This is a genomic window from Pseudomonas sp. B6001 (assembly GCF_013386015.1).
Classification (GTDB): domain Bacteria; phylum Pseudomonadota; class Gammaproteobacteria; order Pseudomonadales; family Pseudomonadaceae; genus Aquipseudomonas.
The window spans coordinates 79,789-93,807 of the sequence record NZ_JACAOX010000032.1 but is presented as its reverse complement, the minus strand read 5'-3'; the positions used below and the strand labels follow the sequence as shown (position 1 = coordinate 93,807).

14 protein-coding genes and 1 pseudogene are annotated in these 14,019 nt (G+C 63.2%); 4 read left to right on the top strand and 11 right to left on the bottom strand.

Translation table 11 applies throughout. The annotated features are described in order from the left end of the window. Nucleotides 1-87: 87 nt before the first annotated feature. Entirely contained in the window at nucleotides 88-1,578 is a 1,491-nt protein-coding gene (locus HX821_RS27390) for an aldehyde dehydrogenase family protein (protein WP_008431084.1), read from the bottom strand. A gap of 13 nt (nucleotides 1,579-1,591) precedes the next feature. Further along, nucleotides 1,592-1,981, bottom strand: coding sequence for a cytochrome c family protein (locus HX821_RS27385; RefSeq protein ID WP_177036955.1), 390 nt, complete (start codon nucleotides 1,979-1,981; stop codon nucleotides 1,592-1,594). A gap of 226 nt (nucleotides 1,982-2,207) precedes the next feature. On the opposite strand from HX821_RS27385, the gene HX821_RS27380 reads away from it, so the two are divergent. The 3 genes and pseudogenes from HX821_RS27380 to HX821_RS32120 all read left to right on the top strand — a co-directional run bounded on the left by HX821_RS27380 (nucleotide 2,208) and on the right by HX821_RS32120 (nucleotide 5,725). Next, nucleotides 2,208-3,530 (top strand): hypothetical protein, encoded by a 1,323-nt coding sequence (locus tag HX821_RS27380; protein ID WP_177036953.1) that lies wholly within the window; start codon nucleotides 2,208-2,210, stop codon nucleotides 3,528-3,530. A 53-nt stretch (nucleotides 3,531-3,583) separates the two neighbouring features. Beyond that, nucleotides 3,584-4,870 (top strand): annotated as a pseudogene (locus HX821_RS32125) (HAMP domain-containing protein); the annotation flags it as partial. 24 nt (nucleotides 4,871-4,894) lie between these two features. Next, nucleotides 4,895-5,725 (top strand): methyl-accepting chemotaxis protein, encoded by an 831-nt coding sequence (locus HX821_RS32120; protein WP_371132386.1) that lies wholly within the window; start codon nucleotides 4,895-4,897, stop codon nucleotides 5,723-5,725. A gap of 130 nt (nucleotides 5,726-5,855) precedes the next feature. On the opposite strand, the gene hpaC is transcribed toward HX821_RS32120, so the two are convergent. After that, a complete protein-coding gene (gene hpaC / locus HX821_RS27370) occupies nucleotides 5,856-6,368 on the bottom strand; it encodes a 4-hydroxyphenylacetate 3-monooxygenase, reductase component (RefSeq protein ID WP_003212611.1) in 513 nt (170 codons plus the stop codon). Between the two features lie 219 nt (nucleotides 6,369-6,587). Between hpaC and HX821_RS27365 the strand changes: the two genes are divergently transcribed. After that, nucleotides 6,588-7,193 (top strand): response regulator transcription factor, encoded by a 606-nt coding sequence (locus HX821_RS27365; RefSeq protein WP_003212609.1) that lies wholly within the window; start codon nucleotides 6,588-6,590, stop codon nucleotides 7,191-7,193. Nucleotides 7,194-7,340: 147 nt separating this feature from the next. On the opposite strand, the gene feaR is transcribed toward HX821_RS27365, so the two are convergent. From feaR to HX821_RS27325, 8 genes are all read right to left on the bottom strand, one after another. After that, nucleotides 7,341-8,261, bottom strand: coding sequence for a transcriptional regulator FeaR (feaR, locus tag HX821_RS27360; protein WP_023658728.1), 921 nt, complete (start codon nucleotides 8,259-8,261; stop codon nucleotides 7,341-7,343). A 60-nt stretch (nucleotides 8,262-8,321) separates the two neighbouring features. Next, on the bottom strand, nucleotides 8,322-9,272 hold the full coding sequence (locus HX821_RS27355) for a PDR/VanB family oxidoreductase (RefSeq protein ID WP_177036951.1): 951 nt from the start codon (nucleotides 9,270-9,272) through the stop codon (nucleotides 8,322-8,324). A 100-nt stretch (nucleotides 9,273-9,372) separates the two neighbouring features. Further along, the gene (locus HX821_RS27350; RefSeq protein WP_177036949.1) at nucleotides 9,373-10,113 is read right to left on the bottom strand and encodes an SDR family NAD(P)-dependent oxidoreductase; all 741 of its coding nucleotides are present in this window, start codon (nucleotides 10,111-10,113) and stop codon (nucleotides 9,373-9,375) included. 139 nt (nucleotides 10,114-10,252) lie between these two features. After that, nucleotides 10,253-10,744: an aromatic-ring-hydroxylating dioxygenase subunit beta gene (locus HX821_RS27345; RefSeq protein WP_177009342.1), complete on the bottom strand. Its 492-nt coding sequence runs from the start codon at nucleotides 10,742-10,744 to the stop codon at nucleotides 10,253-10,255. Next, nucleotides 10,741-12,024, bottom strand: a complete 1,284-nt coding sequence (locus tag HX821_RS27340; protein ID WP_003208861.1) for a Rieske 2Fe-2S domain-containing protein — start codon at nucleotides 12,022-12,024, stop codon at nucleotides 10,741-10,743. The genes HX821_RS27345 and HX821_RS27340 overlap by 4 nt, the downstream gene beginning before the upstream one ends. 24 nt (nucleotides 12,025-12,048) lie before the next feature. Next, nucleotides 12,049-13,176 carry an amidase gene (locus HX821_RS27335; RefSeq protein ID WP_177009343.1) on the bottom strand — a complete coding sequence of 376 codons (1,128 nt, stop codon included), beginning with the start codon at nucleotides 13,174-13,176 and terminating at the stop codon, nucleotides 12,049-12,051. Beyond that, nucleotides 13,173-13,643: a nuclear transport factor 2 family protein gene (locus HX821_RS27330; protein ID WP_008431069.1), complete on the bottom strand. Its 471-nt coding sequence runs from the start codon at nucleotides 13,641-13,643 to the stop codon at nucleotides 13,173-13,175. Before HX821_RS27330 ends, HX821_RS27335 begins: the two co-directional genes overlap by 4 nt. A gap of 3 nt (nucleotides 13,644-13,646) precedes the next feature. Continuing rightward, the gene (locus HX821_RS27325) at nucleotides 13,647-14,018 is read right to left on the bottom strand and encodes a hypothetical protein (RefSeq protein WP_003208867.1); all 372 of its coding nucleotides are present in this window, start codon (nucleotides 14,016-14,018) and stop codon (nucleotides 13,647-13,649) included. Nucleotide 14,019: the final 1 nt, after the last annotated feature.

The following is a 14,019-nucleotide window of genomic DNA, read 5'->3' as shown; positions in this document are numbered from 1 at the left end:
AGCGCTTTGGTTACTTTGCCGCAAAGTGACTCGCTGTAAGAGCGAAACCATAAGTCGCCGTGACCTAAATAACGGATATACCCCCAATCAATGCGCAATACACACCGACTTCAGCTCGGTATAAGCCTCAATCACCGCCCGCCCAAACTCCCGCCCCATCCCCGATTGCTTCACCCCGCCAAACGGCATCGCCGGGTCCAGCAACACATGCGCATTCACCCAAACCGTCCCCGCCTCGATCCGCGGCACCAGGTTCATCGCCTTACCCAGATCATTGGTCCAAAGACTGGCCGCCAACCCATACCGATTGTCATTGGCCAACTCAATCACCGCATCCTCATCATCAAACGCCATCACCCCCAACACCGGCCCAAACACCTCCTCCCGGGCCACCGCCATCCCATGATCGATATCCGCCAAAATCGTCGGCCGCACATAAAACCCCTCACCCGCAACCTCATCCCCACCGATCACCACCCGCGCCCCTTCAGCCCGGGCCTGCTCGATATGGCGCAGTACCCCTTGCTGCTGCTTGCGCGACACCAACGGATTAATCGCCGCCTCACCGTCCATCCCCGCCCCCAACGGCATCGCCGACACCGCCGCCGCCAACCCCTCGACAAACCGGTCATACACCGAACGATGCACATAAAAGCGCGAAGCCGCCGCACACACCTGCCCGTTGTTCAGCAACCCACCCAGGATCGCCCCCTGGATCGCCTTATCAATATCCGCATCCGCCAACACGATCATCGGATTCTTGCCCCCCAACTCCAGGGCAAACCGCGTCATGTTCTCCATGCACGCCACCCCCACGCTCTTGCCCACCGCAGTCGAACCGGTAAACGACACCTTGCTCACCAACGGATGAGCAGTCAGAACGCCCCCCACCGAGGCCCCGCCGCCAGTCACCACGTTGAACACCCCCGCCGGAATCCCCGCCTCCAGCGCCAGCTCCGCCAGGCGCATCGCCGTCAGCGGCGTTTCCATCGCCGGCTTGATGATCACCGTGCACCCGGTCGCCAGCGCCGGCATCAATTTCCAGGCCGCAATCAGCAGCGGGAAATTCCACGGCACGATGCCCACCACCACGCCCACTGGCTCGCGCTTGGTGAACGCAGTGAACCTGGCCCCCGGCGGCAAAGGGATCGACACATCAAAGGTCTGCCCTTCGATCTTGGTCGCCCAGCCCGACATGTAGCGCATGAACTCCACCGTGGCGTTCAGATCCAGCCCCCGCGCCAGGTTGATCGACTTGCCCTGGCTCAGGGTTTCCAGCTGCGCCAGCTCCTCGGCATGGGCCTCAACCAATGCGGTGAAGTTCAGCAAAATCCGCTCACGGTCGGCCGGGCGCAATCCCGACCACACGCGGGACTTGAACGCCGCATGGGACGACTGCACCGCCTGCTCCACCACGTGCAGCGGCGCATCGAGGGTTTCGCACAGGGTTTGCCCGGTGGCCGGGTTGATCACCTTGATGTGTTCGCCCTCGGCAAATACCCACTGGCCATCGATAAAGCAGCCATGACGACGGTCCAGGAATGCAGCCACCTGCGGCAGGATTTCAACGTTGCTCATGATTCACCTGTATTCAATGTTGTTCTTTGAGAAAGCAGGCGACCGCTTGGCGATCGTCGGCCGAAGCCAGGCCCATGTAGGGCATGTAGGTGCCAGGCACAAACGCCTGGGGTTGGGTGATGAATTGCGCGATGGTCTCGGCTTGCCACTCGACGTTTTTGTCACGCATCGCCTGGGAGTAGCTGAAGCCCGCCAGGGAGCCGGATTTACGTCCGTAAACGCCCGCCAGGTTTGGCCCCATCATTGTCGCGCCGCCCTTCGCCACCGCATGGCACACGCTGCATTCGTTGGCGAAAACCTGGGCGCCACGGTTCTGGTCAGGGCCGCATTCAGCGGCGAATGCGCTGTGGGCCAGGACCAGCGACAGCAGGCCGGCCAGGGAAAATCTGTGTGCAGTGAACATAGAAAAACGACCTTGGAAATCATCGAAGTTGCCGACGATTGTCAGGGCTCAAGGTCGCTCGGGTTTTGCCCTGCGTGCCAGTCGTATTGGCCGGGCTGCCAAACCGTGGATTCTGGCAAGCACAGTCAAGTCTTTGGCAACCAGACAAAAGGCACGTCACTTCGCCAGCATTAGTATCGCGGCAGACCCCAACCCTGTGGTCATGAACAAGAATGGATGCCACACCATGCTCAAGTCCCCCTTGCTTCGTCTCTCGACCCTCGCGCTGATGATCGGCGCCAACCCGGCCGGCGCTTATGAGCTGTACGCCGATGACAGCAGTCATCTGAACGCCACGCTGGAAGCGGTATTCGGTGCCTTCCACAGCCAGCAGAACTACAGTCAATCCGGCCGCCTGGCCAAGGGCTCCTCGTCCTGGCGCGAGGGCTACGTGAAGTACGGCCTGAGCTTCGACAAAAGCTTCAGCGGCGCCGGCACCACCTACGGTGCGGCCAACCTGCTGAGTTCCGGCACCTGGGGCGACGGCGATGCCGCAGGTTTCAGCGACGGTTCGGAGCGCACCACAAAATTCGAAGACGCCTACCTCGGCTGGCGCTCGGGCAAGTTGTTTGAGGCCCTGGGCGAGAATGGCGTGGACCTGTCCTTCGGCCGCCAGAACATCGTGGTCGGCGACGGTTTCCTGATTGACGGCGACGCGCTGAACTTCGGCAAGGGCGTGGCCGATGGCGACCTCAATCGCGGCGGCGGCTACTACATCGCCGCCCGCAAGGCCTTCGACGAAACCGCCGTGTTGCGCCTGGGCGGCAAGGACGGCTGGCGCAGCGACCTGATGTGGCTCAAGTCCGATAACCGTGCCCAGGCCAAGACCGAGATGTACGTCGCCACCCTCGAACACGTGGCCGCCGAAGGCACCGTGGGGCTGACGTACATCGACACCACCGACGTCGACAAGCAGTACGCCTCCCCCACGCAGCTGGAACGTGATGGCATGAAGACCTACAGCCTGCGGGCCACGGGCAATGCCGGGGTGACCAACCTGTTCCTGTCCGGCGAATACGCCTGGCAGGACAAGCCCCACACCGGCAACGAAGACGCCTGGTACCTGGAAGCTGGCTGGACCTTCTCCGACGTGACCTGGACGCCGTATGTGAGCTACCGCTACAGCCGCTTCTCGGAAGGCTTCGACCCGCTGTTCTACGGTTTCAGCCGTGGCTACGGCACCTGGTTCCAGGGTGAAGTGGCGGGCAACTACGCCGGGCCGTTCAACAACAACTCACGCATCCAGAACGTCACGTTCAAGGTTTCGCCCCTGCAGAACCTCAACGTCGGCGCGGTGTTGTTCGACTTCAAGACCATCGACCGCAACCTCGGCAACAACGACGGCCACGAGCTGGACCTGTACGCCGAATGGCACGTCAACGACCACCTGACGGTGATGCCGCTGATCGGCCTGTACCAGCCGGACAAGAGCGCCGAGCAAGACGGCACGCAGCTGGGCAACCACGATAAAAACCTCTACAGCCAAGTGGTGTTCGCCACTAACTTCTAAGCCCGGCCGGGGCGGTGGCGCCGCCATCGCCCCGCCTGGCCAAGGCCTTCGCAATGCACAAGAAATTCCTCACGATCCAGAGCAAGATCGCCCTGCTCGCCGGCCTCTGCCTGTTATTGGTGGTCGGCCTGCTGATGAGCCTGTCGCTGTACCAGACCCACCAGAGCAGCCAGCACGTGGCCCAGGCCAGCAGCGACATGCTCGCTGCCGCCGCCAAGGAACACATGCAGGCCCTGGGGCAAGTTCAGGCCATGCAGGTGCAACGCACCTTCATGCAAACCCATGAATACGGCCAGGGCTTGTCGCGTTATGTGCTGTACCTGCGGCAACTGCAACAACAGGGCAAACTGACCCGCCCAGAGTTGCGCCAGGAGCTGAATACCCAGCTGCGCCAGGCCCTGGTCGACAAGCCCGACCTGCTCGGGATTTACGTCATTTTCGAAGCCAATGCCCTGGACGGTGACGATGCCCACTTCGTCGACCAGGCCGCCGTCGGCAGCAACGAGGCCGGGCGCTTCGCCCAATACTGGGTGCAGGCCACCCCGGGTGAACTGACAGCGGTAGTCGGCGACGAAGCGCTGCTGGCCAATACCTCGCCCGGCCCCAGCGGCGCGCCGTACAACGCCTTCTACACCTGCGCCCGCGACACCGCCAGGGCCTGTGTGCTGGAGCCGTATTTCGACGAGGCTTCCGGCAGCCGCAAGCTGGTGACCAGCATTGCGTTCCCGCTGATGGAGCACGGCAAGGTGATCGCGGTGATTGGCCTGGACATCAACCTGGCGGCCTTGCAACAGGCCAGCCATACCAGCGCCGGGCAACTGTTCGACGGCCACGGGCAAGTCAGCATCGTCAGCCCCGAAGGCGTGATTTCCGCCTACAGCGAGGACGCCAGCCGCCTCGGGCAGCCGATCAGCGAAGTCATGCACGATGGCGCCCAGGTACTGGACGCGTTGCGCCAGGGGCAACCGCAAACCTTTGTCGATCAACAGCAAATCAAGCTACTCGAACCGCTGGCACCGATTGCCGGTGCCGCACCGTGGGGCGTTCTGGTGGGCGTGCCGCAGTCGGTGCTGCTGGCGCCGGTCACTGCGCTGCAACAGCAACTCGATGCCCAAGGGGTGAAAAGCACCGCCCTGGAACTGCTGCTGGGTGGCGGCTCGGCCCTGCTCGGCCTGCTGTTGATCTGGTACGCCGCGCTGCGCATCACCCGGCCGCTGCAAACCCTGACCAGGGTGATGGAAGACATTTCCCGGGGCGAAGGCGACCTGACGCGGCGGCTGGAGGTGCAATCCCGGGACGAGATCGGCCAGTTGGCCAGCGCCTTCAACCGTTTTGTCGAACGCATCCACCAGTCGATCCGCGAAGTGTCTTCAGCGGGGCTCGGGGTCAACCAGGTGGTCAAGCGGGTGCTGCTGGCCTCGAATTCCTCGCTGAACAACTTCGATGAACAGGCGACCCGCACCAACAGTGTCGCGGCGGCGATCAACGAACTGGGCGCCGCCGCCCAGGAAATCGCCCGTAATGCCTCCGATGCGTCGCAGCAAGCCTCCGGCGCCCGGCAACAGGCTGAGGACGGGCGCCAGGTGGTGGAGCGCACGATTGCCGTGATGAATGAACTGTCGGGCAAGATCAGCGCCTCGTGCGTGCACATCGATGCGCTGAATCACAAGACGGTGAACATCGGGCAAATCCTGGAGGTGATCAAGGGCATCTCCCAGCAGACCAATCTGCTGGCACTGAACGCCGCCATTGAAGCGGCCCGGGCCGGTGAGGCCGGGCGCGGGTTTGCGGTGGTGGCCGATGAGGTGCGCAGCCTGGCCTATCGCACCCAGGAGTCGGCGCTGGAGATTCAGCAGATGATCGAAGAGTTGCAGGTGGGCGCACGGGAATCCGTCAGCACCATGACCGAGAGCCAGCAGCACAGCGAGGAAAGCGTGAGCATCGCCAACCTGGCGGGTACGCGGCTGGCCAGTGTGACGCAGAGGATTGGCGAGATTGATAACGTCAACCAGTCGGTGGCGGCGGCGACCGAGGAGCAGACGTCGGTGGTGGAAGCGCTGAATGTGGACATTACCGAGATCAATATGCTGAACCAGGCCGGGGTGGAAAACCTGCAGTCGACGCTGCAGGCCTGTACCGAGCTTGAGCGTGAAGCGGAACGCTTGAATCAGCTGGTGGGCAGCTTTCGCATCTGACCAACAACTGCCCCGCAGGCCCCATGTGGGAGCGGGCTTGCTCGCGAAGACAGAGTGTCAGCCACTGAATAGGTTTCTGATACACCGCCTTCGCGAGCAAGCCCGCTCCCACATTTGATCTCCTGAACCTTCAGCAATGGGCGCCAGCATGCTCAATCCGGTGAAACAGCCGGTTGAAGTACACCAGGCTGTCGCCCTGCCCCCGCACCCCAACCCGCGACAACTCCACGAACATCACCGAATGCGACCCTACCTCCTTGCACTCACTGATACGCCCTTCCAGTTGCACCAGCGCATCCCGCAGCACCGGTACCCCCGCCTCGCCTCCGTCCCACAGGTCCCAGGCAAACCGCTCCGCCATGGGCACCTGGGTCATCCCGGCAAAGTGCCGCGCCAGCTCTTCCTGCTCCCCGCACAGCACGTTCACGCACAGCTGCCCATTGGTACGGAACACATCATGGGTCGCACTCCCGCGGTTCACGCACACCAACACCGTGGGGGGCGAATCCGTCACCGAGCACACCGCACTCGCCGTGATCCCGCAACGCCCGCCCGGGCCGTTGGTGGTGATGATGTTCACCGCGGCCGGCAGTTGCGCCATGGCGTTGCGAAAGTCGATTTGCTGCTGGCTCAGGTCGGCCATGTCGGTGCCCCTTTACGGTCCGTGGGTGATGCCACAAGACTAAGACGCCCCGTGCGGCGCGACCATTCAGACGATCCCCATGCCGACTAGGTGGTTTCTTTATCGTCAGGGCCGTTCACACTGGGTATTCTGCTGGCAAGGCTCTACAGATGAGCCAATGTCCGCCGCAGCGTGCCCGCGTGCGAAAACAATAATTAGAAATTCTCGTGGCAGTCCCTGATGGAAATTCGCACACCGATTGTTTACATCGTTGATGACGACAAAGACCTGCGTACCTCGCTGGCCTGGCTGCTGGAGTCGGTCAGCGTAAAGGCCCAATGCTTCGCCGGGGCCGAAGAGTTCCTTGCGCACTACGACCCGCGCCAGCCCGCCTGCCTGGTGCTGGACGTGCGCATGCCGCAGACCAGCGGCTTCCAGTTGCAGGAGATCCTCAACCGGCGCGGCAGCACCTTGCCGACCATCTTCGTGTCGGCCCACGGCGACATACCGATGTCGGTCACCGCAATGAAAAACGGCGCGCTGGATTTCGTCGAGAAGCCCTACAACCCGCAACAGATGATCGACCGCATCCAGGCCGCGCTGAAGACCGCTGTACAGGCCCAGGCCGACCAGGAACAGCGCGAGCACCTGCAAGGCAAGCTGGCGCTGCTGACGAGCCGGGAGCGAGAAGTGTTGATGCTGGTGGTGGACGGCAAGGCGAGCAAGGTGATTGCCCGCGAGCTGAACATCAGCGTGAAGACCGTTGACGTGCACCGCACCAAGATCAAGGAAAAGATGGGCGTGACCAGCATCGCCATGCTGGTCCGCGAGGTGTTGTATCCCTAGGGCGCGATGATTGAATGTGGGAGCTGTCGAGCCTTGGCGAGGCTGCGATGGGGTCGCGGCGGTGTACCTGTCAGACCGAGTGGCCTGCATCGCGGGCAAGCCCGGCTCCCACAGGAAAATGCATTCCAGGTTCGGGAGCGGCACGCATCAATGATGGCTATAGCGCTTGCGGTACTCGCCCGGTGACACGCCGAAGCGCGACTTGAACGCCGATGAGAAGTAGCTGGAGTCGGAGAAGCCCCAGGCATAACAGAGTGCCGACAGCTTCTGCTCCGCCGGCGAATGGCGCAGGGTTTCGGCGCAGAAATCCAGGCGTCGGTGCTTGATGTATTGCGCCACCACCAGCCCGCGCTTGGAAAACATCCGGTACAGCCCGCGCACCGACACCCCGACTTCCCGGGCGATCAGCTCGGGGCAGAGTTCTTCGGCGCCGATGTGCGCATCGATGTAGGCGATGGTCTTGCGAAACTGCCGTTCCTGGGTGTCCACACCGTTGTCCCGGGCGCTGATCCCCGGCAGCAGCAGGCTGACCAATGCATCCAGCACGGCTTCGCTTTCCTGCATGCCCAGGTCGTTTTGCTGGCGGGTGTCGAGCACCATCTGGCTGGCCATCAGCGCCAACGGCGTGCGCGCCGAGATCCGCGTCGCGCAGTTGACCGCCGTGAAGTGCGAACCGCGCTCCACCACCTGGCGCGGCAGGATCAGCGACAATTGCCGGGAGTTGTCGTGGTAGGTCATGTCACTGGGGCGGCAGGCGTCGATCAGGGCGATGTCACCGCAGCCCAGTTGCGCACGGTTGTCGCCCTGTTCCAGCTGCGCGCTGCCCTGCAACTGGAACACCGCGTAGTAGTGCCCTTCATTGCCCGTACTGACTTCCTTGCTGCTGCGATACAGATGCACCTGGGCCATATCGACCACGCTGAGCTTGATCGCGCCGCTGCGAAACTCGCTCAATTCCCCATAAAACCCCGCGCCCAGGGCCCTGGCATCGAAGCGTCCACAGGCCTGGTTAACCTGCTGTAACCAACGCTCGAACGATTCGTTACGTTGCACCGTTGAACTCATCATGACCGCAAGGCCTCACATTTTTTATTTTTTTGGTCCCAGCAATCTTACGGGTAGCGCCGATCAAATATCCAATACCAGACGAGCGGAAACCGCCCGGGAAACACACGCACAAATCTGCCGGTTGGCGGCCTTCTCCTTGGTCGACAGGCAATTGTCACGGTGCTCGGGCACGCCTTCCAGCACCTCGACAATGCAGGTGCCGCAGAGGCCTTCGCGGCACTCGGTGTCGATGTCGCAACCGTGGGCCTGCAATACGTCCACCAGGCTGGTATTCGCCGGTACTTGCAGCACCACGCCGGAGCTGGCCAGCTCCACCTCGAAACCACCGCTGGGCCCGACATTCACCGCTGGGTCGGCCTGGAAGTGCTCCAGGTGGATCGCTTCCTCGGGACGGCTGCGGGCCGCCACTTCCACCACCTTGTGCATGAACGGTGCGGGGCCGCAGGTGTAGACGTGGGCAGCCGCGCCCGCCTGGTCCAGGCAGGCGCTCAAGGCCGCATCCAGCGCGCCCGGCTCGACGCCATAGTGAAACTGCACATGCTCGCCGAATGTATCGGCCAACAGCTGGGTAAACGCCGCGTACTGCGCCGAACGTGCAAAATAGTGCAGGCGCCACGGCTGGCCGCTGTCGGCCAGTCGATAGGCCATGCTCAACAGCGGCGTCACCCCGATACCGGCGGCAAACAGCGCATGGGCCGGCGCCTCCGGGTCGAGGCGGAACAGGTTGCGCGGCGCGCCCATCTCCAGCTCCATGCCCTCCTGCACCTGCTCATGCAGGGCCAGGGAGCCGCCACGGGATTGCGCCTCTTTCTTCACCGCCACCAGGTACGCGCGGCCATCGTGGGGCGGGCTGCACAGCGAATACTGGCGGGTGACGCCGGTTGGCCCGGTGAGGTCCACATGGGCCCCGGGCTCATAACTGTCGAGGGGCTGGCCGTCACTGCGCACGAGGCGAAAGGAACGGATATCCAGCGCTTCATCGACGATGCGTTCGATCTTCACCTTCATCATTGCAGCACCTGAATCCTGTTGTTTCGGTTGAACGCTAACCTGTGGCGAGGGAGCTTGCTCCCGCTGGACTGCGCAGCAGGCCCACTCTCTTCGGCGATGACTAGCGCATGAACAGCCCGCCGTTGATGTCCCAGCACGCGCCCGTGATCGAGGCGGCGTGGTCGGCGATCAACAGCAGCACGGTGTCGGCGATGGTGTGCGGGTCGCCGAGGGTGCCCGCCGGGATAATCTTGAGGATCTGCTCCAGGCGCTCCGGCGCCACGGTTTCGCGCACTACCGGCAAATCAAGCGGGCCTGGCGAAATGCTGTTGACCGTCACGCCCCGGGGCGCCAGTTCACGGGCGAAGACCTTGGTCAGCGTAGCCACGCCGCCCTTGGCCGCGGCGTAATGCGCGCCAGTGGCAGTTCCGCCGTTTTGCCCGGCGAGGGAGGCGATATTGACGATGCGCCCGAACCCTCGTTCGGCGAAATGCGCACCAAACACCTGGCAGGCCACGAACGTGCCCCGCAGGTTGATCGCCATCGATTCGTCGAATTCCTCGGGAGTGATGTCCATCAGCGCCGCAACTTTCGACACCCCGGCGTTGTTCACCAGGATATCGGTGCCGCCCCAGCGCTCGCTGAGCAGGTCCCGGGCGCGAATAAAATCGGCCTTGTTGCGCACATCCAGCTCGATGGCGACGGCGGTTTCGCCGCGGTTGTCGAGTTCAGAGGCCAGGCGCTGCACGCCGTCCAGGTGCACATCCGCCAGGCCCACGCGGTAGCCTGCGGCGTGCAGGCGCCGGGCGATGCATTCGCCGAGGCCACGGGAGGCGCCGGTTACAAGCGCGATTCGGTTCATCAGGATGTCCTCATCTCAACTGTGGGAGCGGGCTTGCTCGCGAATGCGGTGTATCAGTCAATGCATGTGGCGACTGATCCACCGCATTCGCGAGCAAGCCCGCTCCCACATTGGTTTTGTGTCGTTGTTTGAATCGTGCTTACAACAGAAAGCCGAGTGCACTCAGGCTGTCGGTGGAATTGATCAGCCGCACCACCTTGCGCTCCAGGGTCGCGACCCCGGCGCTGAACCGGATGCGGTAATTCAGGTCGGCCACGAACGGCGTGTGTACTCCGCGCTTGTAGGCGTACAGCAGCTGCGCACAGTTAACCTCCACCACCTCGCCCGCCGCTTCCACCAGGGTGAATCGCGAGACACTGCGCACGGTTTTCGCCGCATCCACCGCTGACGGTGAATACCCCGCCGTCAGCCGTTCGATGCGCAGGTCACGCATGCGCGCATCGTCATAGGCGTAGTTGAGGTTGGCTTCAAAATCCTCGGTGTCCGGGTCGATCGGCACGACGTAGCGCCCGCTCTCGCTCCACAACGCGGCCCATTGCACGTAGTCCTTGTGGTCCAGCAGTTGGGCTTCACGCCAGATGAATTCGATGGCCTGGGCCAGCGGTGCGGTAAAACCAGTCAGGGTGTTCATTGGCTCATCATCCTTTTCCACATGTCATAGGCCCCGCGCATGCCGCCTTCATCAGTGGCGTGGGATACCTTGTCGCCGTTGTCGGCCAGCACTTCGCGGTTCAGGCCACGGTTGACCAGGATCGGTGCGTCCACGCCGGCATACGAGCCGCGTTGCACCCGGTCCCAGGCTTCGGCGTCGTCGGGGCTGCCAAAGCCGAACGGGCCCTGGAAGTGTTCGTGGATGCGCAGGCGCTCGCGGTTGGCAACCTGTGGGCCGCCCTCCATGCCCAGGGCGACGTGGCGGATTTCGGTCTCGGTGACCGACACCGGGCGCAGCACCCGGAAGAACGACATCGACATGGCGACATTGGGAAACAGGTTGAGGTTGAACCCGGCGCCGTGCAGCGACCGCACGATGCGTCGCACCTGGGCCGGCTCCATGGTTTTCGACAGTTCTTCGGTGACGTGGGCGAAACGCTCCTGCAACTGCTCGGTACCGTCGTCGTGGTCCAGGTCGACATGCTCGGGCACCATCACCATCACGCTGTGGCCATTGCCCAGGGAATGGGTGACGGCCTGCTCGTCGGTCATGAACGAGAGCATTTCCGAGGTCTCGGCGTCCACCGACGACATGAACGACTTGTGCACGATCGGGAAGTGGTAGCCGTCGGTGGTGTTTTCCAGCTGGATCTTCCAGTTGCCCTTGAAGCTGAACTTGTGTTCGCCCTGGGTCTTGATCGGGTAGCCGGCGCCCTGCTTCATGAACAGGTCCATCCAGTGTTTGGCGCCGCCGAGGAAGTCGGCCAACGGTTCGATATCGTCGTTGTAGCTGGCGAATACCATCCCGGCGTAGCTGTCCACCCGCAGGCTCGTCAGGGGTAACTCGGACTTTTCCAGGATGCCTTCGTAGCCGTCCGGGTAAGGCAGCGCCCGCAGCTTGCCGTCCAAACCATAGGACCAGCTGTGATACGGGCAGGTGAAGCCGGTGGCGTTGCCCTTGTGCTTCTCGCAAACCGTGGCGCCACGGTGGCGGCAGCGGTTTTCCAGCACGTTGATCGCGCCTTTCTTGTCGCGCACCACAATCACCGGGCGCCGGCCGATGGTCGCGGTCTTGAAGTCGCCGCTGTTGCGCACTTCGCTTTCATGGGCGACCCAGACCCAGGTGCGGTAGAAGATCTTTTCCAGTTCGGCCTCGAACAGCGCCGGGTCGTTGTACAGCGAGACGTCGACGCGATCGTGCTTGACCAACTCGTCGAGGCTTTTCGATTTGGCAATCAGCCGGTATTCATGGGTACTCATGGAACCCTCCTCAAGGCGTTGTTCTTATTGGCGAGCCGTGATGCTCTGTTGCAGTTGTGCGCCGAGGGCACACACCCATTCGTCCTGGCCCTTGCGGCCGACAATCTGCAGCCCCACCTTCAGCCCGCTGTCGGCCAGGGTCACCGGCACCGTCAGCGCCGGGTGGCCGCTGAGGTTGAATGGCCGCACCAATGGCGTCATGCGGGCCACGGCCTGGCTGCCGTTGCGGGCTTCGGCCAGGGTCGGCGGCAGGTCTGGCATCGTCGGCAGCAGCAACACGGAGAATTCTTCGAGCGCGGCGTCCACCTGGTGGCTGAAGCGGGTGCGCACGACTTCGGCTGCGGCCAAATCAGCAGCGCTGGTGCGGCTGGCAGCCAACAAGCGTTGTTCGACATCCGCACCGATCAGGCCCTTGCCGGTGAGGTGACCGAAGGCTGCCCAGTTTTCGACGTTAATCACCGTAAGGCCGGCGCCGAACGCCGTGTCAAAGTCGTCCAGATGCAGACGCTGCTGACGCCAGCCGGCCGCGTCGACGGCAGCCATCAGGCTCGCCTTCAGCCATGGCTCACAGGCCACATCCAGAAAGCCCACCGGCACGCTGCCGGACGGCGCCGCCTGTGCCTGGAAACCCGGGCAAATCACCTGCATCGCGGCAATCAGGTCCTGCATGTTCGCGGCAAACGGCCCGACGCAATCGAGGCTGGATACCGCCGGTTGCGCGCCAATGCGGCTGACTCGGCCATAGGTCGGTTTCAACCCGGCAATCCCGCAGCACGCCGCCGGCACCCGCACCGAGCCGCCGGTGTCGGTACCAATGGCGATATCCGCCAGGCCCGCCGCAACCGCCGCGGCCGAACCGCTGGAGGAGCCGCCCGGCACGCGGTCTGGCGCCTGGGGATTGACGGGCGTACCGCTCCAGTCGTTGATGCCGGTGACGCCAAATGCCAGTTCATGCAGGCTGGTCTTGCCGACGATCTGCCAGCCGGCATCCAGGACCGCCTGCACCACGTGCGCATGCCGCGTCGCCGGCGGAGCATCGGCAAAGGCACGACTGCCCGAGCGGGTCGGATACCCGGCGATGTCGATGGAATCCTTGATGGCCACGCGTCGGCCGCTGCCACCGAGTAAAAATTCGCTGACGAAGGTACTCATGGGTTCACCCCCAACATGCTATTGAACAGGCGCTGCGTACGGAAATGCGCGATCAGCCAGGTGCCGTCGACACGGCGAAAATCGATGGTCAGCCGCGTGCCGAACAACTCGCTGCGCTGGTCGGCGTAGGTGGAAATCTGTTGCATGATCCACTGCCCTGCAGCCGCGCTGCCGTCTACCTGGATCGACTCACTGGTGAGGTAATGCAGGTTCAGCGCAAAGTGTTCCGACGGTGGCAGGTAGCTGCCGACAAACGCCGCCACCGCGTCGCGCCCCCGATGCTGGCCGAAGGTCTGCGCGGTACTTGTGCCAATGCCTTCCCACACCGCATCCACGGTGAACAACTCGGCCAACTCGCGAACGTTGGTCGCCGCCCGGGGCACGTCGCACAGGTCCATGTAGCGCGCCATCAAGCGCCTTACCTGGCTCTCCCCTTCAAGGGTTTCAACACGCTGCAACAGGTCCATGGCTCACACCCTGGCCGCTTCGGGAATGGTCAGCGGGCGGCCGATCCGTGCTTCGACCTTGGCGTAGCGCCACAGGCTGTATTCACCCACCGGCGTGGTACGGAACAGGTTGCAGGCGTCGATCACCGACTGGTGGCAGTCGACGTCGGCCATGATGTAGACGGTCCACGGCGAGGTGGTCGACGGGCCGACCATCAAGCGGTCGTCATCCATCGCCCCCAGCACGTTGATGCCCGGCATGGCGCCGAGGTCGCCCATCATCTGGCTGAAGCCTTTCCACACGCTCAGGCCTTCGCCGGTAGGCAGGTCGAAAAAGTTCTGGGTGATGCCGATGCAGAAGACGACGCGCAGCGGTTCTTGAGTGGCTTGGGACATG